This window comes from Psychrobacter sp. ENNN9_III, from assembly GCF_001462175.1.
Lineage (GTDB): Bacteria > Pseudomonadota > Gammaproteobacteria > Pseudomonadales > Moraxellaceae > Psychrobacter.
The window spans coordinates 1-21,534 of sequence record NZ_LNUO01000071.1; the positions used below are offsets into that span (position 1 = coordinate 1).

General features: G+C 42.3%; 17 protein-coding genes, 1 other RNA gene and 2 pseudogenes. 7 read left to right on the top strand and 13 right to left on the bottom strand.

Annotation, left to right across the window (positions count from 1 at the left end; genetic code table 11):
- Positions 1-556 (top strand): annotated as a pseudogene (locus tag PENNN9_RS04665) (alpha/beta hydrolase); the annotation flags it as partial.
- A 258-nt stretch (positions 557-814) separates the two neighbouring features.
- Positions 815-1,252 (top strand): hypothetical protein, encoded by a 438-nt coding sequence (locus tag PENNN9_RS04670; RefSeq protein ID WP_058368564.1) that lies wholly within the window; start codon positions 815-817, stop codon positions 1,250-1,252.
- A 74-nt stretch (positions 1,253-1,326) separates the two neighbouring features.
- Here PENNN9_RS04670 and ssrA read toward each other — a convergent pair.
- The 7 genes from ssrA to ppsA all read right to left on the bottom strand — a co-directional run bounded on the left by ssrA (position 1,327) and on the right by ppsA (position 8,153).
- Positions 1,327-1,685: a transfer-messenger RNA gene (gene ssrA, locus PENNN9_RS12520) on the bottom strand.
- Between the two features lie 179 nt (positions 1,686-1,864).
- Positions 1,865-3,154, bottom strand: a complete 1,290-nt coding sequence (locus PENNN9_RS04675) for a questin oxidase family protein (protein ID WP_058368565.1) — start codon at positions 3,152-3,154, stop codon at positions 1,865-1,867.
- A gap of 99 nt (positions 3,155-3,253) precedes the next feature.
- The gene (gene rplI, locus PENNN9_RS04680) at positions 3,254-3,766 is read right to left on the bottom strand and encodes a 50S ribosomal protein L9 (protein WP_058368566.1); all 513 of its coding nucleotides are present in this window, start codon (positions 3,764-3,766) and stop codon (positions 3,254-3,256) included.
- Between the two features lie 25 nt (positions 3,767-3,791).
- Positions 3,792-4,019 (bottom strand): 30S ribosomal protein S18, encoded by a 228-nt coding sequence (gene rpsR, locus PENNN9_RS04685; protein ID WP_058368567.1) that lies wholly within the window; start codon positions 4,017-4,019, stop codon positions 3,792-3,794.
- A gap of 16 nt (positions 4,020-4,035) precedes the next feature.
- Positions 4,036-4,434 carry a 30S ribosomal protein S6 gene (gene rpsF / locus PENNN9_RS04690; RefSeq protein ID WP_058368568.1) on the bottom strand — a complete coding sequence of 133 codons (399 nt, stop codon included), beginning with the start codon at positions 4,432-4,434 and terminating at the stop codon, positions 4,036-4,038.
- A gap of 230 nt (positions 4,435-4,664) precedes the next feature.
- Complete coding sequence (locus tag PENNN9_RS04695; protein ID WP_227511719.1) at positions 4,665-5,642, bottom strand: RDD family protein; 978 nt, start codon at positions 5,640-5,642, stop codon at positions 4,665-4,667.
- A gap of 126 nt (positions 5,643-5,768) precedes the next feature.
- The gene (gene ppsA / locus PENNN9_RS04700) at positions 5,769-8,153 is read right to left on the bottom strand and encodes a phosphoenolpyruvate synthase (RefSeq protein ID WP_058368569.1); all 2,385 of its coding nucleotides are present in this window, start codon (positions 8,151-8,153) and stop codon (positions 5,769-5,771) included.
- Between the two features lie 590 nt (positions 8,154-8,743).
- On the opposite strand from ppsA, the gene PENNN9_RS04705 reads away from it, so the two are divergent.
- The 3 genes from PENNN9_RS04705 (at position 8,744) to sthA (ending at position 11,869) form a co-directional block, all read left to right on the top strand.
- Positions 8,744-9,607 (top strand): pyruvate, water dikinase regulatory protein, encoded by an 864-nt coding sequence (locus tag PENNN9_RS04705; RefSeq protein ID WP_143505638.1) that lies wholly within the window; start codon positions 8,744-8,746, stop codon positions 9,605-9,607.
- 94 nt (positions 9,608-9,701) lie between these two features.
- A complete protein-coding gene (locus PENNN9_RS04710; RefSeq protein WP_058368571.1) occupies positions 9,702-10,112 on the top strand; it encodes a DUF4377 domain-containing protein in 411 nt (136 codons plus the stop codon).
- Positions 10,113-10,219: 107 nt separating this feature from the next.
- On the top strand, positions 10,220-11,869 hold the full coding sequence (gene sthA, locus PENNN9_RS04715) for a Si-specific NAD(P)(+) transhydrogenase (protein WP_058368572.1): 1,650 nt from the start codon (positions 10,220-10,222) through the stop codon (positions 11,867-11,869).
- 138 nt (positions 11,870-12,007) lie between these two features.
- On the opposite strand, the gene PENNN9_RS04720 is transcribed toward sthA, so the two are convergent.
- The 6 genes and pseudogenes from PENNN9_RS04720 to PENNN9_RS04740 all read right to left on the bottom strand — a co-directional run bounded on the left by PENNN9_RS04720 (position 12,008) and on the right by PENNN9_RS04740 (position 18,322).
- A complete protein-coding gene (locus tag PENNN9_RS04720; RefSeq protein WP_082637993.1) occupies positions 12,008-13,213 on the bottom strand; it encodes an ABC transporter permease in 1,206 nt (401 codons plus the stop codon).
- Entirely contained in the window at positions 13,213-13,635 is a 423-nt protein-coding gene (locus PENNN9_RS12985) for a hypothetical protein (protein WP_227511720.1), read from the bottom strand. The genes PENNN9_RS04720 and PENNN9_RS12985 overlap by 1 nt, the downstream gene beginning before the upstream one ends.
- Positions 13,636-13,675: 40 nt before the next feature.
- On the bottom strand, positions 13,676-14,482 hold the full coding sequence (locus PENNN9_RS12990; RefSeq protein WP_227511721.1) for an ABC transporter permease: 807 nt from the start codon (positions 14,480-14,482) through the stop codon (positions 13,676-13,678).
- Between the two features lie 3 nt (positions 14,483-14,485).
- Complete coding sequence (locus tag PENNN9_RS04730) at positions 14,486-15,667, bottom strand: HlyD family secretion protein (protein ID WP_075102901.1); 1,182 nt, start codon at positions 15,665-15,667, stop codon at positions 14,486-14,488.
- Positions 15,668-15,727: 60 nt separating this feature from the next.
- A pseudogene (locus tag PENNN9_RS04735) lies at positions 15,728-16,474 on the bottom strand (YihY/virulence factor BrkB family protein); the annotation flags it as partial.
- A 225-nt stretch (positions 16,475-16,699) separates the two neighbouring features.
- Positions 16,700-18,322 (bottom strand): TolC family protein, encoded by a 1,623-nt coding sequence (locus PENNN9_RS04740; protein ID WP_058368574.1) that lies wholly within the window; start codon positions 18,320-18,322, stop codon positions 16,700-16,702.
- Between the two features lie 448 nt (positions 18,323-18,770).
- Between PENNN9_RS04740 and glpK the strand changes: the two genes are divergently transcribed.
- Both glpK and PENNN9_RS04750 read left to right on the top strand, forming a co-directional pair.
- The gene (gene glpK, locus PENNN9_RS04745; RefSeq protein ID WP_058368575.1) at positions 18,771-20,351 is read left to right on the top strand and encodes a glycerol kinase GlpK; all 1,581 of its coding nucleotides are present in this window, start codon (positions 18,771-18,773) and stop codon (positions 20,349-20,351) included.
- Between the two features lie 460 nt (positions 20,352-20,811).
- A complete protein-coding gene (locus tag PENNN9_RS04750) occupies positions 20,812-21,282 on the top strand; it encodes a hypothetical protein (RefSeq protein ID WP_058368578.1) in 471 nt (156 codons plus the stop codon).
- The last annotated feature ends 252 nt before the right edge of the window (positions 21,283-21,534 follow it).

Here is a 21,534-nt window from a genome sequence, read left to right on the forward strand (position 1 = left end):
TGGTACCGCAGCTTGGGCTATCTGATGATATGGCAGTACGTTTTATTTTTCCGCATGCGCCAAGCGTGCAGTGACAGTAAACGGTGGCATGGTGATGCCAGCATGGTATGATATTTTGGAGATGAGTCTTGAGCGTAAAGTCGATTTGGCTCAGATAGAGACCTCTTCTCAGCAAATCCATGATTTGATTCGTCGTGAGGTTGAACGTGGCATTGCTCCTGAGCATATCGTTATCGCAGGATTTTCGCAGGGCGGAGCAGTGGCTTATCATGTCGCGCTTGGCTATCCAGAACGTTTGGCGGGACTAATGACCTTATCTACGTATCTAGCAACCAATGATAATATTGACTATAGTGCTGCTAATAAAGAGATACCGATATTAATCGAACATGGCACTCATGACCCAGTTGTTCCTGTAATTTTGGGTCAGCAAGCACAGCAGTTGTTATCAGATAAAGGGTATGATGTTGAATATAATACCTATCCAATGGCGCATCAGGTCTGTATGCCGCAAATTCAAAATATTGGTAAATGGTTAAACAAAGTGTTGGTATAAAAAAACTATATTTAAATAAAGTAACAATGCTAATTCCATAATCAACCTTATATTAACTCCATCCATAGTGATGGAGTTTTTTATATGTTCGTTAAAGTGCATCAAACTTATAACTTAGTAATTAACAGAATTTAACCTCATTTATGACTATTCTTTTGTCCAGTCACGTAAGATATATACTATAGTATATTTTTTGAACAACATTATCTGTGTTTTTAATCTAAGACTAAATCTAGAAAGTGTTTCTGGAGGCTTAAGATGAGAACTACTTATTTGGCATTTTATATCGCAGAGCAAGGAAAGTTATTAGACCGTATTATTAGTGCAATCGATGGTTCGCCCTATAGTCATTGTGAGCTTGTGATTAATGAGTTAGGCGAGCAACGTTACGACTGTATTAGCTCAAGTCATCGCGATGGTGGCCTACGACGTAAAACTATTCATATGGAGCCTAGTCACTGGGTGTTGACACCAGTTGTGTGTGATATTGACTACGCCATGCGTTGGTTTAACAAGCGTAAGAACTTTAAATATGACTATTTGGCTTTAATCAGGACTGTCATTCCAGGGTTTTATAATCCTGAATATCGCCTATTCTGTTCTGAAGCGTGTGCTGATATGTTAGAGCTGGTAGATCCAGCAAGTTATGGACTTGAGAAGCTATATCAATGGAGTTTGGATAATCCTGCTATCTAAAAGATAAGGAGCGAAAATTAGAAAGTTTTGCACATAAAAAAACCGACCATATAAAGTGGTCGGTTTTTAGTATTTGGTGGAGATGGCGGGAGTTGAACCCGCGTCCGCCAGCATTACGCTCATGAATCTACATGTTTAGTTTCTGTCTTTAGTTTTAATCCGCACCGATCCGACAGTCAGGATGGATTGGACGATTCTCTACTTTTGAACCCAAGCGATTGAGACAATCCCTTGTGGCGAACCTATATACGGACGCTTCAACTGGGCTAACCAACTATAGGTAATCGGCAGCGCAGTAAGCAGGGTTTAAGCTGCTAGAGCGTAAGTTTCGTCGTTTGCGACTATAACAATATATGTTTGATTAACGAGAGGACATACACTCTCGACATGCATCATTGAGTTTCATCACCAGCGTCGAAGCCAGAACATCCCCAATAGAACGACGTATTATAATATATAATGGTGGTTTTGGCAATGGTCTTATATGCGGACATTACACTTAATAACATACTATATTATACTAGCCTGACGAACACTATTATTCGTTCATAGACCTATTATATGGGGCGTTTTTACGATAAATAAAGAGAGATTGTCTACTTTCTTGTTAATTCAAGAAGGTGAATTACTAAACCATAAATTCTCATGCAACTTGCCTTCTTTATGAGGCGTGGCAATATTAAGCGCGGTTTTAGCGAATATATCATGCGATGCCTTTGAAAAAGCCTGCCATTCAGCCCAGCGCTTTAGCACATAAACGGTCTTAGGTACATGCTCATCGAGACTATCGGTAGTCGCTTGCAAGGTCTGTAGCCACCATGCTTTGTCATCATCACTTAGCTGATGGTTGTTGGATATATTTTTTTCTGCTTGCCAAGTTTTAAGAGCGGTAAGTGTATTTTTGCTATCAGGGTTACCTTGAATGATCATTGTAGCGATTAGTGCGCGAAACCAATAGGCCAGTGCCTGACGCTGTGCCATCTCATCAAGATGGGGTAGGACACATAATACGGCATGCAGACTGGTTAAGCCATGAACGATAAAAAACTCATTATCACTACCATATACAGCGCTCGCTGCAATCACAGTCAACTCTTCAATAGATGCGGTAAGATCACTCCCAATATTGGGCAGTCTTAATATCACGTTATCATTAAGAAACTGCGCCATTGGCTCATTAAAATTATCAAAGGTAATTAGGCGCTGCTGAAAGCTGCCTCTATTTAGCCGCTCGTAATCGTCGGTTCGACTGAGCTCATCTGCTCGTTTAGTCAACTGCGACACGCTATCATTAATTAAAATCTGTTTAAGCGCATCGATGGCGTTTGGCGCATCAGGCGACCATAATTGATGTTGACTATGGTGAGTGCCTGTCGCTAATGGTTGAAAGGCAGTTGCCATATAGGCCAACCCCTCGCTTGCCATGTTGTCGGACTCGACATCGACCGCCCAGCCAGTATGGATGACAGCATGCATTGCCGCTCCTGCCATGCCCTCTGATAACGCAGGGTAGTAGCGTTTTAAGCAAGCACTTAACCCAAGCTTTGCTATCTTGTTATCAAAAAAGTCACGATAGGCTTCAAACGCAATGCGAGTAGACTGTATGTTGTGCATCCAATTAACATCTGTTATTGCAGTATAATCAAGCGCATTATGACGCGGCGGCGCCAGCATTTCAGGCCCTTTTGCTGCGCTTGCAGTCCCTTTATTTATAGCATCATTAACATACACGTTTTGCCACCATTGCATCTTATCTTGACTGACGCCTGCAGCATCAAGCGCTATCCAATTATGGGTAATATGATTGGACAGATAGTCATCATACTCAATATGCCAATTGCGACCACGTTTAAGCCAGTCGTGTAAGTGCTTAGAATAATTTGGCTTTGAATAAAAAATCATCTCCATGCTCTATGGCGTAATAACACATAAAATATAACATAAAAAAGCCAGTCACATAACATGACTGGCTTTTTAGACTAAGAACTAATCTTTCAGATATTACTCTTCAGAGTAATCTTCGTTCTCGTCTGCAACGTCTTCTTCAGCTGCGTCTTCGTTGTCACCATCTTCAGACAAGATAGTCACTAAGATGCTAGCAGTAACGTCATGGTGTAGCTGAATATCAACATTGTATTCGCCCACTTGACGTAGAGTGCCTTCAGGTAGCTTGATTTCAGCACGGTCAACTTCTAGACCTGAGTTAGTCAATGCTTCAGCGATATCGCGAGTACCGATAGAGCCAAATAGCTTGCCTTCGTCACCTGATTTAGCACGCATGATAACATTAACGTCAGTTAATGCGTCAGCACGCTCTTGAGCAGTAGCGATTTCTTTTGCTTCTTCAGCTTCAAGCTCAGCACGGCGTGCTTCGAACTTTTCAATGTTAGCTTTGGTCGCAGGTAGCGCTTTGCCCTGAGGGATAAGAAAGTTACGACCGTAACCTGGTTTTACATCGACAGTTTCACCGAGTTTACCAAGGTTGACGATACGCTGTAACAAAATAATTTGCATGAGTCATTCCTAGTTAACGGTTAAATTACTGATGGTTGTCAGTATACGGAAGTAGTGAAAGGTAACGAGCTTGCTTGATAGCAGTGGCTAGTTGACGCTGATACTTAGTAGATGTACCGGTAATACGGCTTGGTACGATTTTACCATTATCACTGATGTACTGTTTTAGCAATTCAACATCTTTATAATCGATGTGAGTGATGCCTTCAGCAGTGAAACGGCAGAATTTGCGACGGCGATAGAAACGTGCCATGAGTATTCTCCTTTAATTAGTCTTCACTGTTGTCGTTGTCGTCGTTTTCACGATTGTCTGGACGACGAGTAGTTGCTTTGCGTGCGCGTTTTTCATCGGCATTCTTGGCTAACTGCGACTCTTCAGTGACAGCTTCGTCACGGCGCATAACTAGACTACGAATGATCGCGTCGTTATAGCGGAATAATTCTTCAAGTTCAGCTAAAGTATCACCGTCAGTTTCGATGTTGAAAAGAACGTAGTGAGCTTTGTGAATCTTGTTGATTGGATAAGCCAATTGACGGCGGCCCCAATCTTCAAGGCGATGAATAACACCACCGTTGTCTTGAACCAATTTGATGTAGCGTTCAACCATGCCAACCACTTGGTCGCTTTGGTCTGGGTGTACAATTAACACCAGCTCGTAATGTCTCATTTGGACTCCTTACGGATTAGTAGCTATTAACCCTATGTTAATAGCAAGGAGATTTATAAGGTAAACTTGCTCTCATATAGAGAAGTAAAGCTTATGTTATAAAGCGCCGTATTATAGCAGTAGTCGAGTCCTAACACAAAGGTTAATACTGTTGTCTGCCAATAAATAAAAAAGCAACGACTAAGCGTTGCTCTTAATGAGGCTATATAATTTTAAGTGGCTAAATATATTTATTTCACTACTGGTTGCTTAGCCAATTGGCTACTATCAGCTTTGACTACCAAGGTTTTAGCAACCTTATCATGCCACCCTATATTTTCAGGGTTCTTAGAAGCCATAAAGTAGTGGATGGCAATAACAACAAATCCTAAGAAACTCGTAAATGAAAATAATAGGTTATAGATGATAAAAAGTAGTAAGGTTCGCATACCAATAAGTTTAAGAAAAGATGGTATACGGTGAGTGGTTTGATCGACGACACGAATGCCAGTGATAAGCTTACCAAGCGACTGTCCACGTAATGTGATAAATACCAATTGCAGCGCGAACAATCCAAAAACCATCACCTGTGACATCATCAATGTAGAGCTAGGTAAGCTCTCCATCAGCGTCATTGAGTACTGGTACGCGGCATCCATATTCTGAATGTCTTGAAACTTTGAGTAGTCTATGTCCATTTTGGTTAATGCCAATACCAGCGGAAAAATCGCTAATACATACAATAGGCCATTAAGCGCAGTGGCTAACACTCGTGACATGATAGGCGCCAGGACGACATTACCGATGACTTTGTCTTTTTGAGACACAGTCTTATTGACCGTCGACTTGTTTAGTGACACGTTATTATGGGGCGTATGATGACGATTGGTTGTCATGTCCGCTTTTGTATTTTTGGCTGTGTCTTTTGGACGTTCAGGCTTGCCATACAGTCTATCTAGCGATACCGATTTGCTGTCTTGAGCGGTGCTAGACTTGTCTTCTGGAAAGACCGTCACATTGTTGATAATAGAGTCATTAGAGGTAGAAATATCAGCCGGATGGTAAGAATACTGATTGCCCGTTAGATCCCCAATACGCTGCCATTTATCTAAGCCTTCATGCCATACCAAATCATCCAATACTACTTCACCAGATGTTAGCATAATATTTAACTGATCCAAAGTATATGGACCTGCTTGTACGTTATTTCGAGCCAGGAAAATCTGCATAGTTGCCTACATAATTAGTCATATCTTAAGTCATTATATTAGGGTCTATTCGAAAAAATCAAATAGACCCTAATCAAAGTAACTTTAATGACTGTGTGAATTACTGCGGTGACTGAATACTGCAGTTTATTGTGCTTCTTCACCTGCTAAAAAGAACCAAGTATCAAGGACTGAATCAGGGTTTAGCGATACAGAGCTGATCCCTTGCTCCATGAGCCAGAACGCCAGGTCTGGGTGATCTGATGGACCTTGACCACAGATACCGATGTATTTATCCGCTTTACGGCAAGCTTCAATCGCCATAGACAATAGTTTCTTAACCGCAGGATCACGCTCATCAAACAAATGTGAGACGATACCTGAGTCACGGTCCAGACCAAGTGTTAACTGAGTCAAATCGTTTGAGCCGATTGAAAAGCCGTCGAAGTGCTCTAGGAATTCTTCTGCTAGTAAGGCGTTGGTAGGTAGCTCACACATCATAATGACGCGTAGACCATTTTCGCCACGTTTTAAACCATTTTTCTCAAGCAACTCGATGACTTCGGCTGCTTCACCAACAGTACGTACGAAAGGAATCATAATCTCGACGTTAGTCAAACCCATCTCATCACGTACACGTTTAAGTGCTTTACACTCAAGCTCAAAGCAGTCACGGAAATTATCAGAAACGTAGCGGCTAGCACCACGGAAACCAAGCATTGGGTTTTCTTCTGATGGCTCGTATAATTTACCACCTAGTAAGTTAGCATACTCATTCGATTTAAAATCTGACATACGAACGATAACTGGCTGATCCATAAAGGCAACCGCTAGTGTTGAGATACCTTCAACCAATTTATCAACATAGAAATCAACAGGTGAAGCATAACCTGCGATACGTTCATTAATAGCTTGTGATATTTCGCGTGGCAAGCTGTTCATATTAAGCAGCGCTTTTGGATGCACGCCAATCATACGGTTGATGATAAATTCAAGACGGGCAAGGCCAATACCTTCGTTTGGCATTTGTGTAAATGAGAAGGCGCGATCTGGGTTACCCACGTTCATCATAACTTTAAATGCCAGCTCTGGCATAGACTCGATAGAGTTAGTCTGGATTTCAAAGTCGATCTGACTCTCATAGATAAAGCCTGTGTCACCTTCGGCACAAGAGACAGTAACGTCTTGACCGTCGACCAGTAATTCAGTAGCATTACCACAACCAACGATAGCTGGAACACCAAGCTCACGCGCAATAATAGCAGCGTGACAGGTACGGCCACCGCGGTTAGTAATGATAGCTGAAGCACGCTTCATGACTGGTTCCCAATCTGGGTCTGTCATGTCTGAAACTAAGACATCACCATCTTGGACTTTGTCCATCTCGTTTAGATTGCTTACGATACGTACTTTACCGGCGCCAATGCGTTGACCGATTGAGCGACCTTCACACAATACTTTAGCACCAGCCGTATCAATGACATAGCGCTCCATAACAGTGCTGTCTTGACGACTTTTTACTGTTTCAGGACGGGCCTGTACGATAAATATCTCATTAGTATCACCATCTTTTGCCCATTCAATATCCATCGCTTGACCATAATGCTTTTCGATAGTCATTGCTTGTTTGGCAAGATCAGTCAGCTCTTCAGTAGATAACGAGAACTGCATACGTTCTTGTTTTTCGACATCGACTGTTTTGACTGATTTAGTCGTGCTGCCTTCATCACCGTAGATCATCTTTTTGTGTTTGCTACCAAGGTTACGGCGAATAATGGCAGGTTTACCATCAGTGAGTAGGCGTTTTGATAAATAAAACTCATCAGGGTTCACAGCACCTTGAACGACCATCTCACCCAAGCCATAACTTGAGGTGATAAAGACCACTTGATCAAAGCCACTTTCGGTATCTAAGGTGAACATAACGCCAGCTGCGCCTGTTTCTGAGCGTACCATACGTTGTACAGCGGCAGAGAGGGCCACACCTTCATGCTCAAAACCTTTATGTACACGGTAAGAAATAGCACGGTCATTATATAAAGAAGCAAACACCTCTTTAATAGCGAGTAGTACATTATCAATACCGCGAATGTTCAAAAAAGTCTCTTGCTGACCGGCAAATGACGCATCTGGCAAATCTTCGGCAGTGGCAGAAGAACGCACCGCGACAGCGATGTCTTTGCCGCCGCTCATCTCTTCAAATGACTGGCGAACTTCTTTCTCCAAATCTTCTGGCAGCTCTTGTTCAATAATCCAATTACGGATTTTTTTACCTGTTGCCGTAAGCTTATTCACATCGTCAACATCTAGCGCTTTAAGTTCACCATTGATTTTATCAAGCAAACCTGTTTCAGTCAGAAAACGATTGAAAGCATTTGATGTTGTCGCAAAACCGCCTGGAACGCTAACGCCCAAATCAGACAGATGACTGATCATCTCGCCAAGCGAGGCATTCTTACCACCGACCATATCAATGTCGTTTTTTCCTAACTGATCAAGATTGATCACAAGTGCTGTAGATTGCGCTGCCATGATAACTCCAGAAAATAAGGTTATTTAGTAAAGATTATAACGGTAAATTATACCGCTATATTTGGATAATTTCGAGGGGTTAAACCAAAAAACTTATGAAAAAGATACAAATTATAGAGTTTAGCAATAATTTATAAGTCAACAATCGAACTATTGTCTCACTTATCCGAATATAAAGCAGCCAACTCAAGATAAATATTTTTGTAAATGATAAGCATATGTGACATATACAACCTCTACTATGTCTGAATTCATACAGAAAATTGTAGTAAAACCCATCGTCTAGGTTTTATCGCTGTGCTAACTTTGATTCCTATTAAGTGTCTATTATGAGTATAATGTATGGCATAAAGTAACAAGCACGTTTAACACTTATGACGTCTGCTACAGTAGCTAGAAGTAGAGCTATTAGCATAACGAGTCAGTAGTCCAAATATGCATGTTATAACCCCTAATCAGATGTATGCTGCCTAGCGATTCAATTATAAAATTATCATATTAAATATAATGAGTCGACTAAAGCTTACCATTGAGGTTTACACTAAGGTTTTCAAGTTATGTATTCAAACAGTCTGTCTGAACAAGATAAAATGACTATTCAAAATCGCCATGCTTTAGGTTTGGACAACTCCCAGGCGATAAGAAGTGCGTTTTTTATCTCCGATGGTACCGCCATTACAGCTGAAACGTTGGGTCGTTCTATATTGAGTCAATTTGCTTCAGTACCATTCGAAACACGAGTGTTACCCTATGTCGATAGTATTGAGCGTGCTGAGGATGCGGTTGCGCAAATCAACATCGCTTATCAACGCGATGGATTATTGCCATTAGTGTTTGATACGATTGTCAGTCCTGAGATTCGCGAAAAGATTAACTCGGCTCATAGCTGTAATTTAGATATGTATGAAGGTCTAATCGGACGTATCGCGGAAGAAACGGGTATAGAGCCAGATGCCCATTCTGGTCACGCTCACGATAATGTTGACTCTGAGACTTATAAAGAGCGTATCGATGCGGTACATTTTGCTTTAGATAATGATGATGGCGCTCGTACACGTCATTACAATATGGCAGATATTATATTAATTGGCGTATCACGTTCAGGTAAGACGCCAACCTCACTTTATTTGGCTTTACAGTTCGGTATTCGCGCTGCCAACTACCCACTGACCGAAGATGATCTATACGACAATCAGCTACCAAAAGCATTGCGAGAGCATAAAGACAAGTTGTTTGGCTTATTAATTGATACGGATCGTCTAGTAAAAATCCGTCAAGAGCGCCGCGCAGGTAGTCGCTACTCTAGCTATCAGCAGTGTCAGCAAGAGCAGCGCGCTATACAAGGTATCTATACTTCACAAGGTATTCAAAGTCTTGATGTCTCAGAGATGTCTGTTGAAGAGATTGCTACCCGTATTTTGCAAATGACTGGCCTAAAACGCCGCATCGGTTAATCTGATATATGTGTTTATCATCGACTATTATTATCATCATATAATGTACTTTATATAAGTATTGCTATACATTTATCATCACATAGAGAGTGTTATGAGTCTATCCCATCAACATCAACCTAAAAAATCTTCCTTATTTTTGCTGGGTCTATTAAGCAGTGTCACGTTACTTAGTGCTTGTCAAACGTCACCTTTTGCACGCGAACCGGTGCCAGAGCCGCGCTATATACCTACTATTGTCTTAGGTGACGCGCAAACGTTAACCATTATGCCAAACCGTGTGGCCTGCGCCTCAGCATTACCGATGCAATGTCTACTAGCCAAGTCCAATAAAGATGGCTCAGTATTTCAAATCCCTTACGATTGGATCGATGGCTTTACGCCAAGCCTTGGTACAGAATATGTGATTAGCGTGCGTCCGCAGGTTGATGAAGGGCGTCAGAGCCTAAATGGACATTGGACATTGCAAAATATTTTGTCACAACGTATGGTGGGCACGCCGTAGTACTGGCTACTGACGCGTGAATGTATTGATTCACGTATAGATGGCTTCATAACTGGTATGAGTAAACTGACAGACAAATAAGTAAATAAATAATTAAAGAGGTTATCATGGGAAGCAAACGCAAAGATGATGCAACTAACGATACTGGTCGTGACACACAGACCGAAGTATCAAACAAAGACAGCGGCGCTGCACCTGCTACATCTCCTGAGCAGACCAAAGAAAAAAACAAACAAGAACAAATCGAGCAAACCCACGAACAAGTCACAGAAGATGTCATGCATCATCCTGATTTGGTCAATCCGCTAGATGACACGCGTATCGATATCAAATCAGGCTTTACTAAAGATTCGCAGCGTATAAAAAGCGATCAGCATAACTTTGAATACGATGCTGTCGTACTAGGTGCAGGCCCAGCTGGCGAAGCTGCAGCAATGAAGCTTGCTAAGTCTGGTAAAAGAGTAGCTGTCGTTGACCCCCGTAATCAGGTTGGTGGTAACTCTACGCATGTTGGTACGATTCCTAGTAAAGCGTTGCGTCAATCCGTATTTAACTTGATCAATTTTCGCCGTGACCCTATGTTTACCAAGGCGCTTGAATATGAACAAGTACCACTGAATAAGGTGCTTGCCAATGCTCGTCGCGTGATACGTAGCCAAGTTAATACCCATACGCGCTTTTATGAGCGTAACCGTATTGAGGTTATCCATGGTTGGGCAAGTTTTGCAGATGCCAATACCTTGCGTATTGAAACTGATGAAAACATCTTTGAAACGGTTACCTTTAATAAGGCGATTATCACAGTTGGTAGCCGTCCTTATCGTCCTGAAATTTTAGATTTTGATCATCCGCGTGTCTTTGACTCTGATAAAATTTTGCAAATGGATTATGTCGTCAAAAAAATCATCATTTATGGCGCAGGTGTAATCGGTTGTGAATATGCTTCAATTTTTACCGGTCTTGGTTATAAAGTTGATTTGATCAACAACCAAAATCAGCTACTAAGCTATCTTGATAGCGAGATTAGTGATGCTATCGCGCATGACTTTAGACAGTTTGGTGTCCTTATCCGCAGCAATGAAGAAATTGACCATCTTGAGACTCACGACGATTATGTAATTTTGCATCTCAAAAGTGGTAAAAAAATCAAGTCTGATGCCATTCTTTGGTCAAATGGTCGCTCAGGTAACACTGAGGGGTTAAATTTAGAAGCTATAGGTTTAAAGGCCAATGGCCGTGGTCAGCTCAAAGTAGATGATACTTACTGTACAGACGTTAAAAACATTTATGCTGCTGGAGATGTAATTGGCTGGCCGTCTCTGGCTTCTGCTGCCTACGACCAAGGGCGCTGTGCGGCAGCCTTTATGGTTGGTGATAGCGATGCAGAGCCGGTATCGAGTGTGCCAACTGGTATCTATACCATTCCTGAAATCTCAAGTATTGGTAAGACTGAGCAAGAGCTGACTGATGAAAAAGTGCCTTACGAAGTGGGGCAGGCGTTCTTTAAGCACTTGGCACGTGCGCAGATTATTGGTGAGCGCTCTGGTGTATTAAAGATATTGTTCCATCGTGAGACGCTTGAAATCTTGGGCATCCATTGCTACGGCAATCATGCTTCAGAGATTATCCATATTGGACAGGCTGTGATGAAGTGTAACAATACCCTTGAATATTTTGTCAATACGACGTTTAACTACCCAACGATGGCAGAAGCTTATCGGGTAGCGGCGTTAAATGGACTCAACCGAGTGTTTTAGATTTTTTAGTGCACTTAATTGCTATTATAAAAGCGTCTGTTAAACATCTAACAGGCGTTTTTTTTGACTAGTCATTTCTTGAGCCAGTGTTTTATAAGGCGTTTTTACAAGTCAGCTTTTTAACTAAATATTTTTCAACTAAGTGTTTTTCAAAGTAGGCGGTTTTGTATCCGTACGCTTGCGCATAAACAATAATAAAATAAAGTAAAATAGCCATAAGCCAATTAAGGCATAAAAACCTGTAGCGACTTGCGAGAGACTGGCGCCCATTTGATTAAGCTGTACTGAAGTATTGATCGCAGGGGTGGTGGGTATCAACCAGCACAAAATTTGTAGTACTTCTGGCAACTGGTTGGCAGGCCAAGGATAACCGCTCATAAAAAACATCGGCAGTGAGCTAAAAATCAATATTTGCATACTACGTTCACGCAAGCGAAACCATAAGCCAAACACGCAACCAAGCGTCGCTACTGTCGGACAAAAAATCATCAAAAATAATAAACTCCCAAGCATGTTTTGTCCACGTGGATAATGGTGCAGCTCAAAAGTCCAGCCATAATAAAAGCAGCCAACTGTGAAGCTAAGTACGCTCACAGCTACAATTCTTCCAAGCCAGCCGCGAATACTGGTGCTATGACGCCGCTGTTCATACCAAGTACTAATTAGCATTGCAGACGCTATTAACAGAGTCTGTTGCAAAATAATAATAGATACTGCTGGTACTACATATGCACCATAACCCTCAGTTTGATTATACAAAGGCATAATCTGTAATGGGACAGCCTGAGTGTTTTGCGCAGCAGTAGGTGCATAAGCCCCTTGAGCCACGTTTTTTTTGACTTCAACTCCCGCTGATACCGTACTGACCGCTTGTAAGAACCCCATCTGCACGTTTTTATTTAATAAAAAATAACCACCATTACCGAGCACACTGACGCTGGCTTCCTTCCCAGATAGCACTTGCTGCTCAAGTCCGCTTGGAATAATCATGTAGCCTGCAATTTGATCTGACCAAATGGCTTCTTTGGCTGCTTGTTCGTTAAGAAAGCGTTTGGTGTTTAGCTGTGGACTGGCGCTGCTATAACGCACAATCGTACGCGATAAGTCACTGTTATCGTAATCGACGATACCGACCGGTACATGATTGACCACCTCAGATGAATAAGGCCACGGATAAAAAAAGCCGTAAATAATAGGCGCTATAATCAACATCAAGAGCACGCCTTTATCAGTAAACACATCCTTAAATGTTTGGATAAAGTTTGCCCAAAACGACTGTGGTACTGGCAATGTCGTAAGGAAGGTAGATGTTTCTGCAGCGTTGGTTTTAGTTGATTTTGACATTAGCGTGCTCCCCAGCGCTCAGGATGCGATAAGGCACGTTTGGTCAAAAAGACCATTAAAATTATCGCAATAACAGTTGCTAAGAGTAGGCCATAAACAATGGGCAGTGATACGGTAAGGGGAGCTTGCATTTGTAGCTGCGCAATGTGCAGCTGTAGATAATGCGTCAATGGTAGTGCATCAGCCCAATATTTGGCGCTGTCGGTAATGGCAATATAAGGGTAAGTCACGCCTGCGAATGCGTAGGAGGGTACGGAGATGAATCCAGTAGCCGATAATCCCATACGTAATGAAAATGAGCCGAGTGTAAAGACAGCACCAAGCCAAAATGAGAGAATTATTAATAACACCAGACTCATATAAGTGATTAACAACGATACTGTGTCCACGCTTTGTTGCGGTGTGGCTAGCCATAATGCCAATGCTGACCAGATACTATAAGCCAGTATGGGCCAAAAATACTTACCTAATAAGCCTGCGAATAATACGGATAAGCTCGCTTTTTTTTATGTTGTTCGAGCTTTCCGTATTATTGTTTTTATATTGACCACTATAATTAGCCAATATTAAGTCAGGCGTGCCTATATCGATAAAACGAGACCAACGTCCAAGTTGCTTATCGCGTAGCTCTCGGCCAATTGTCGTTGCTCCAATCACCATTGCCAAAATATGCAGCAGCGCAGGAATCACCGTTGATGCCAAAAACTGCTGATAATTATTAATGGCATTGAATAGGTTGGTGCGTTGAATGGCGATAGGAGAGTAGTTGATCGCAGCTTGTGAAGGCGCCATCCCTTGCTTGACCATACGTTGTATTTCAACACCTGCTGACAAAGTACCGACGACTGATTGTACACTGGTCTGAATGATGCCTGAATGCGTGCCATACTGAGCATTTACTTGCAAGACAATAGGTGCAGGTTTGCTGGATGAAATATTACGTGAAAAGTCCTCAGGTATGACGACGACCGCATAAACGTCACGTTGCAATATAGCCGCTTCGACGTCAGCTGGCGAGTGGTACTGTTGATGAACGGTTAGCGCAGGACTGGCTTCTAGATAGCGCACCAGAGTATTGGCGATAGGACCATTGTCTTGATCAATGACTCCGATAGGCAGATCTGTGATTTGAGTCTGTGAAAATATCCACCAAACGAGCAAGACAGTTGCTAGCGGTATCCATAGCACCATTGCTAAATCCCACTGGTTTTTGGCTAAGAATCGCCGCTCATAAGCAGCACTGCGTATAAATGCTTTTAGCAGACGCATGGTTTACTCTTGAGCCTGAATAACAGCGGTTGGGTCAATCTGTACAATGACACTCATACCAGAGCGAATCCGGCTGTCTGGGTTTGAAGGTCTTGCCTTGATTTCAAAGGTGCGTACATCAAAGCCGTCATCATTGTTGGTTGGTCGCCAAGTAGCGAAATCAGACAGTGTTGAAGTTGCATAAACTGTAAACTCTTTATTATAGGGTTTATCCATCGATGACAGCGCTGGAATCGTACCCGTGAACTGTTGACCAATAGCAAATTGATTTAAGTGATTTTCGGTGACGTTTAACACAACCCATTGATCGTCCGTATTGACTAAAGTCAGTATTGGTACACCTTGTCCAATGACTTCACCTGCGCTGACGATGACATCGTCCACAACACCAGCAATTGGGCTTTTGAGGTTGGCTTCTTCTTTTGCGACCAGCGCTTCATCTAGCTGGGCATCGACTTGCGCGACTTGTGCGGTTGCTGCAGACTTATCTTCGCTGCGCACGCCTTCTAATGCCAAATCATACTGCAAACGCGCCGCTTCAGTTTGGTCTTGCGTAGCCAGATACTGCGCATAGGCTTCATCACGCTTCTGCCTTGCCATAAGTCCTTCTTCATAAAGACGATTGACACGTTGATAAGTGTTTTGTGCCAAATCAGAAGCGGCTTTATTGGCTTGCCAAGCGGCTTTTGCTTGCGCGATCTCTTGCGGGCGCGCACCGTTTTCTGCTTTGTCCAATTGACTTTGTGCCATTTGCTTACCAGCACGAGCTTGAGCAATCTTTGCATTGATTTCGGGAGAGTCCATCTCAATTAGCTGTTGACCTGGTGCTACTTTATCGCCCTCAGTGACCAAGATCTGCGCGATACGGCCTGGTACTTTTGCTGCAATAGAAGTCTGCTGCATCTGCATTTGCCCTTGTAGCGTGATGACTTGCGGCTTGCTCTGCTTGGTACTTTGGTACAAGCCATAAGCAATGACGCCAATTATTATGAGCAACACTATAGTAAGCAGCACTTTTTTTATCATGGCCGAGTCATTTGCTTTAGGCTTATTGTGATGATAATTGGGCGTAGCCTGTTCTTGTTTTGTATCTGACATATCCTCTATAGGCTCAGCAGCCAGCGCCGACTCATCAGAAACAGTTGGCTTGCGTGAGTCGTCTGATTCGTTTGGAAGTTTAGTCATAATGGTGATATTCCTAAAGCAACTAAGTTGAGGATAAAGGGGTTTATTACTAGGGGTGCTCTAATACACTTGAATAGCACAAGGTTTGGCGTTTTCTATGGCTTTAGAATTAAAAATAGCACCAAAAGCGACAATAAAGGCGGAATAATAAAGCCATAACATAATGACTACGGCTGCTGATAGCGCCCCAAACTCAGCGCTATAGTTATTAAAGTTTTGTACATAAATCGAAAACAGCACAGACAATACTATCCAAAGAACGGTCGCAAGAGCTGCTCCTGGCACCAGTTTTTTTAGTGCTACAGCGTCACGGTTTGGAGCTAGGCGATAAAGACCTAAGAAGCTTAAAAATATAATACCTGCCAATATCGGCCATCTGCCCCAAAGTGCAATCGTCTTAGCTACTTGAGGAAAAGGGAAATAAGCTGCTCCTAGAGGAATAATAGCGATAGAGGAGATCGCTATAATCAAGACTACTACTGCTCCAAAGGTCAAACTGACTGCTCGAATCGTGCCTTGTATAAAGCTGCGTTCTTGAGTGATATGAAAGGCAAGATTGATAAGAATAATTAACGATTTGACCCCTTTAGAGCCTGCATAAAGGGCCAGTAAGGTCGATATAATAAGACTGAAAGTCAATGTAGAAGTAGTGCTAGAGACCAGATCGCTTAAGCGTGAATTTAGGACTTCATATACTGTGTCAGGTATAAATGGACGCAAAAGTAAGATTTGCTCTTGCATCTCAGTCGGTGAAAACGCGAGTCCATAAAGCAGCACAAACACAGCCATTACTGGAAAAATCGATAAAAAACCAAAAAAATCCTACGCTTGCACAATGCGCCCAAACATTAGAGGTATTTGCGTTACGCCATGTCTGTAGTAAAGCCTGCAGCCAACTACTTGTCGATTTAGAAGTCGTTTTTTTCATAAAAAAGTGGTTCACAGTAGAGTTGTTAAGAGTATGGTTGTTGGATTGTTCATAATAATGAGCACAAACGCTTATCGCCATAGTCTATTATTTTTAGTAATAAATCACTGTTTAGTGTACAAAGTTGGCAATTGAATGTCAGCAGCGTTTAGATAAGCATTGAAGGCAAGTGGCGTACCGCAGCTTTGCATAAGAGCTGCTAGCCCCTGTACGTAGTCGTTTGCAGCCTGCGCTTGTTCGGTGCGGGCTTTGAGAGCTTGCGTTTGTGCTTGTACGACTTCGAGAGTAGTGTTCACACCTTCTTGCAGTCCAAGGCGACGCAAGCGTAATACCTCTGCGGCTAAGTCGACATTGCTTTGTAATGCTTGATAGCGCGACTGAGCATTGTTCACATCGTTCCAGTTTTTCTCGACTAGCAGTAATAGGTTGTCACTGACTTCGATTTCGGACAAATCCGCTTGGCGTATCTTAGCATCATTGGACGCTAGCGACGCCGCTTTATCGAGCCCGCCCCACAGCTTCCAACTGGCCGACACACCTGCAATCCAGCTAGGATCTTTTTCGACTTGTCCATAACCGTACAGCATGACAGTTGGTTTATAACCAGTATCGGATAGCTTACGTAGCTGCTCAGCTTGCACGCGTTTAGCGGTGACTTTTTGTAGTCCAGGATGGTGTTTTAGTGCCAAGTTTTGAAAGTAACTGACATCTGGTAGAGGACGACTGGACACAAACAGTGGAGTAGTTGGTTTGATACGGTAGTCTGTCCGCAATAGACGTTGTAATGATATCATTGCAAGACGAGCGTCATTATGGGCATTCACTGATTCACTCTTTGCATCGGCCAATGCAGACTGGGCTTCTAAACGATCTACACGTGATATAAATCCTTCTTCGTACAAGCGCTTGGCCATATGGTCGGTCTGCTGCAGCGTATCGTAAGCGTCTTCACGCAAGTAAGCGGCAATAATCGCTAGTTGCGCCTTAAAGTAACGTTCAATCAACGTGTTATAAAGCTCGTTTTTATCAAGTATGCTGTCCGCTACTGCTTCTTGAGTGCGGGCATCCGATGCTCCAGTGAGTGCTGAAGTGCGTCCAGCAGTATAAACAGGCCAAGCAAAACCAAGACCTGCCCCTGCTGTAGAGCCTGAGCGCTTAAAGTCATAGGAATCTGGAATACGATCGCCGACCATCTCGCCAAAGTTTGGCAAATCTGGTATAGGAGGAACAACATCACCAGTATTAGCGCCGGCGTTATTTACACCGTTGATCACACCGTTTTTGAGCGTTGATAAGTCAATATCTTCTTGTACATTATAGGCATTGGCCGATAGCTGCGCGAATACAAAAGGATTGTCTATCGTCTTGAGGGCATCAGTTTGATATTCACTGGCTACAATGGCAGCTTGATTGGCAGCAAGCTTAGGTGAAACTTGTAACAATATTTCTTGTGCTTGCTCAAGACTCAAAAAGCTAGCCACGTCTAATGGATAGCTATTAGCGACTTTTTTATGAGTAATAGGGTCAACGAGAGTGTTTAGAGTGGGAGTGCTTGACGGCGGCAATAAAACCGAGTGGACTGGATCGGCATGAATCGTATCCATTGAGACATGGTTTTGGTCAATATCTGTGTTTATAGTATGGTCGTTCGCTGCGGTATGAGTTGAGATTCCTATTAGCATAACAGTTGCAACTGCCCTAGGCAGAGATAAGATAGCAAATTTCATGGAGTATAAACCGTTAATTAGGAAGCAAATTGTCATCTTATATTAAGATATTGCAATACAAAATACTTAAGTAAAAAACAATTAAATCAATTGTCATCTATAGTATAAGTCTTAATGATGTTAGCAAAGCGTACACTGTAGAGCCACAACTGTGATAGGTCAATGCTTATTACTTACTTATCATTCATTCAGTGTTAAGGTTTTATATAATCTGCACCAAGAAGCAAGCGCGATATAATATTATATCGCTATAAATTTTGTAAAATGTAGAAGTATGCTCTATTTTAGAACCTATTATAAAAACAGACAACTATATAGCTAGCTTTAGTATATAAAGTCTTGAGATCGAATAGGTAGAGCGAATAGTATAGCTAGCTTTAGTATATAAAGTCTTGAGATCGAATAGGTAGAGCGAATAGTATTGTCTGATAAGGTTGAGGGGGAAAAAATGGCAGGATATATATTGGCATTGGATCAAGGAACAACATCAAGCCGTGCGATTTTATATGATGATCATGCGCGTCCTATCGAGATTGCCCAGCAGCCCACTACATTGCAAACACCAAAAGCTGGCTATGTAGAGCAAGATGCGCGGCAAATCTGGCAAACTCAAATTAGCTGTGCGCACGATGTCATTAATCAGGCAGGGTTGCTGGCAACTGATGTGACTAGTATTGCTATCACCAACCAGCGCGAATCTATCGTCGTTTGGGATAGACAGACAGGTACACCGCTTGCTCCAGCGATTATTTGGCAAGATAGGCGTACCGCAAGCTATTGTGAAAACTTGGCCCGTGATAGTACTGATAATGTGACAACGCAAATTCAACAGATTACTGGTTTACGACTAGACGCTTATTTTAGTGCCAGTAAGATTGCTTGGCTGCTTGAAGACAACCCTAAGATTAAAGCGCGTGCTGCAAGTGGTCAGTTGGCAGTAGGTACTATTGATAGCTGGTTGATTTATCAGTTGACTGGTGGCGAGCACGTCATCGATATTACCAATGCTTGTCGTACATTATTGTATGATATTCATAAGCTGGCATGGTCAGAAGATCTGTGCACGCGCTTTAATATTCCGATGAATATATTGCCAAAAGTACTGCCGTCAGATGGAGAGTTTGGCAAGACTAAAAAAGGCTTGTTTGCCAAACAAATTCCTATTCATGCGGTACTAGGAGATCAGCAGGCAGCGTTATTTGGGCAAGGTTGTCTCAAGCCTGGTATGGCCAAAAACACTTACGGCACTGGTTGTTTTATGCTGATAAATATTGGTCAAACCCCCAAACTTAGTGAGCACCAACTCCTAACTACGATAGCTTGGCAACGTAAAGCACCCATAAATCGCGTCGATAACTTAACTATCAGTGAAATAGTGCAATCTGGTAAACGTATGATACAAGCTCCCAACTCCTTTTTTGGACGTGAAGTCACTTATGCGTTAGAAGGTAGTGTTTTTATGGCAGGGGCTATCGTACAGTGGCTGCGTGATAATTTAGGCATGATTAAACAAAGTTGCGACGTTGAAGATTTAGCGCGGCAAGTAGACAGTAGCGAAGATGTCGTATTACTTCCAGCCTTTACTGGGCTTGGCACACCTTACTGGCGCTCTGATATACATGCTAGCATTAGCGGTATGAGCCGCGGTACCACCAAAGCCCATATCGCTCGTGCTGCTCTTGAGGCGATTGCCTTTCAAACTTACGATGTGCTTATTGCCATGCAAAAAGACAGTCCACATCCATTAACAGAGCTACGAGTCGATGGCGGTGCGGCAAACAATGATTTACTCATGCAGTTTCAAGCTGATTTACTCAATGTCCCTGTATTACGTCCCAAAGATACTGAAATCACTGCTAAAGGAGCAGCGCTATTAGCTGGTCTAAAAAACGGATTATATGACGAGCAAACTATAAAAGAGTCATGGCAAGTTGATCGTGTCTTTGAACCCAATATGCCTTCTGATAGAAGGGCAAAGCACATTGATAAATGGCAACGAGTTATTATTAAGGCATTGATGGAAGTTTGAGAGATACACAAACATACGACAATGATCTTAATTACTATTTTTAGCATGTGTTTATATAGTCAAGTTACAACTATACATCTTGTAACGTAAGGTCATCATGACCTCGACATACTTTACATAAACGTTCTATCGATAAGTGTCGATAATTTTTCATACTTTAAGAGTGATTAATTAAGCACTTAACTTAATCCAAATTTATAATTAATAAGTAAATAATAATCAATTTAAGGATAAAATTATGAATAATCGTGACAATGATCTTATCAATGATCGAGTAATAGACCCCAACGATCGCGTCATAACTAACGACAATCTCGTTGGTGGCGATAAAGAACGTATCATAGATGACAATGCTCGTAGAATGGCAAGTTCTGAGCGGGTCGTAGATAACTCTGACCGTGTCGCAGGTGATAGAGTCATCGAAGATCATGATAATATTGATCGTGATGAAGTAAAGCATATGTCTAAAGAATCAAAAGAGGATCTTAATGCCGATCCTATTACTGGCGAGCCAGGTTCTCATCCAGTTGGTACAGGTGTTGGCGGTATTGGCGGTGCAGCAGCAGGAGCAGCAATTGGTACGATGGCAGGACCGCTCGGTACTCTAATTGGTGGTGCGATTGGTGCTGTTGTTGGTGGCGGAGCAGGACATGCAGCTGCTGAAGCTATTGATCCAACACGTGAAGAGGCTTACTGGCGCGCAGAACATGCCAACACCAGCTATTATCAGCAAGGTCATGATTTTGACCGTGATTTACATCCAGCCTATGCCGTAGGTTATGCCAATAGAGCGCGCTATCCTGCTGATGCACGTTTTGAAGATCACGAAAATGATCTAAAACGTTCATGGGAAGAAGTGAAAGGTGATTCTCGCCTAGCATGGGATGATGCTCGTCATGCATCACGCGATGCATGGAACCGAGTTAGCTAATTTTTGTTGTCTATAAAGTATATTGTGTTTGGCAGTTCTTATTTAGATATTGCTTGATTCGTCTGTAAGCTGGCCAATTAGATACAGTGTTATTACTTATGAGTAAAGAACGGTGATTATCATGTATAGAAACTTGCTGATTTGTGAATTACAAGGTAACAAATGTATATGCAGTATAACGAATATACCCAACTAATGTAATTTGTGCTATGTTGAAGCTTCCAAAGGTAACTTTGGGGAAGAAGGTTTAAA

Bases quoted from the DNA above. Each gene is read 5' to 3' on its own strand.
- PENNN9_RS04670 (WP_058368564.1), top strand. From the start codon at position 815: ATGAGAACTACTTATTTGGCATTTTATATCGCAGAGCAAGGAAAGTTA.
- PENNN9_RS04675 (WP_058368565.1), bottom strand. From the start codon at position 3,154: ATGATTTTTTATTCAAAGCCAAATTATTCTAAGCACTTACACGACTGG.
- rplI (WP_058368566.1), bottom strand. From the start codon at position 3,766: ATGCAAATTATTTTGTTACAGCGTATCGTCAACCTTGGTAAACTCGGT.
- rpsR (WP_058368567.1), bottom strand. From the start codon at position 4,019: ATGGCACGTTTCTATCGCCGTCGCAAATTCTGCCGTTTCACTGCTGAA.
- rpsF (WP_058368568.1), bottom strand. From the start codon at position 4,434: ATGAGACATTACGAGCTGGTGTTAATTGTACACCCAGACCAAAGCGAC.
- PENNN9_RS04695 (WP_227511719.1), bottom strand. From the start codon at position 5,642: ATGCAGATTTTCCTGGCTCGAAATAACGTACAAGCAGGTCCATATACT.
- ppsA (WP_058368569.1), bottom strand. From the start codon at position 8,153: ATGGCAGCGCAATCTACAGCACTTGTGATCAATCTTGATCAGTTAGGA.
- PENNN9_RS04705 (WP_143505638.1), top strand. From the start codon at position 8,744: ATGACTATTCAAAATCGCCATGCTTTAGGTTTGGACAACTCCCAGGCG.
- PENNN9_RS04710 (WP_058368571.1), top strand. From the start codon at position 9,702: ATGAGTCTATCCCATCAACATCAACCTAAAAAATCTTCCTTATTTTTG.
- sthA (WP_058368572.1), top strand. From the start codon at position 10,220: ATGGGAAGCAAACGCAAAGATGATGCAACTAACGATACTGGTCGTGAC.
- PENNN9_RS04720 (WP_082637993.1), bottom strand. From the start codon at position 13,213: ATGTCAAAATCAACTAAAACCAACGCTGCAGAAACATCTACCTTCCTT.
- PENNN9_RS12990 (WP_227511721.1), bottom strand. From the start codon at position 14,482: ATGCGTCTGCTAAAAGCATTTATACGCAGTGCTGCTTATGAGCGGCGA.
- PENNN9_RS04730 (WP_075102901.1), bottom strand. From the start codon at position 15,667: ATGACTAAACTTCCAAACGAATCAGACGACTCACGCAAGCCAACTGTT.
- PENNN9_RS04740 (WP_058368574.1), bottom strand. From the start codon at position 18,322: ATGAAATTTGCTATCTTATCTCTGCCTAGGGCAGTTGCAACTGTTATG.
- glpK (WP_058368575.1), top strand. From the start codon at position 18,771: ATGGCAGGATATATATTGGCATTGGATCAAGGAACAACATCAAGCCGT.
- PENNN9_RS04750 (WP_058368578.1), top strand. From the start codon at position 20,812: ATGTCTAAAGAATCAAAAGAGGATCTTAATGCCGATCCTATTACTGGC.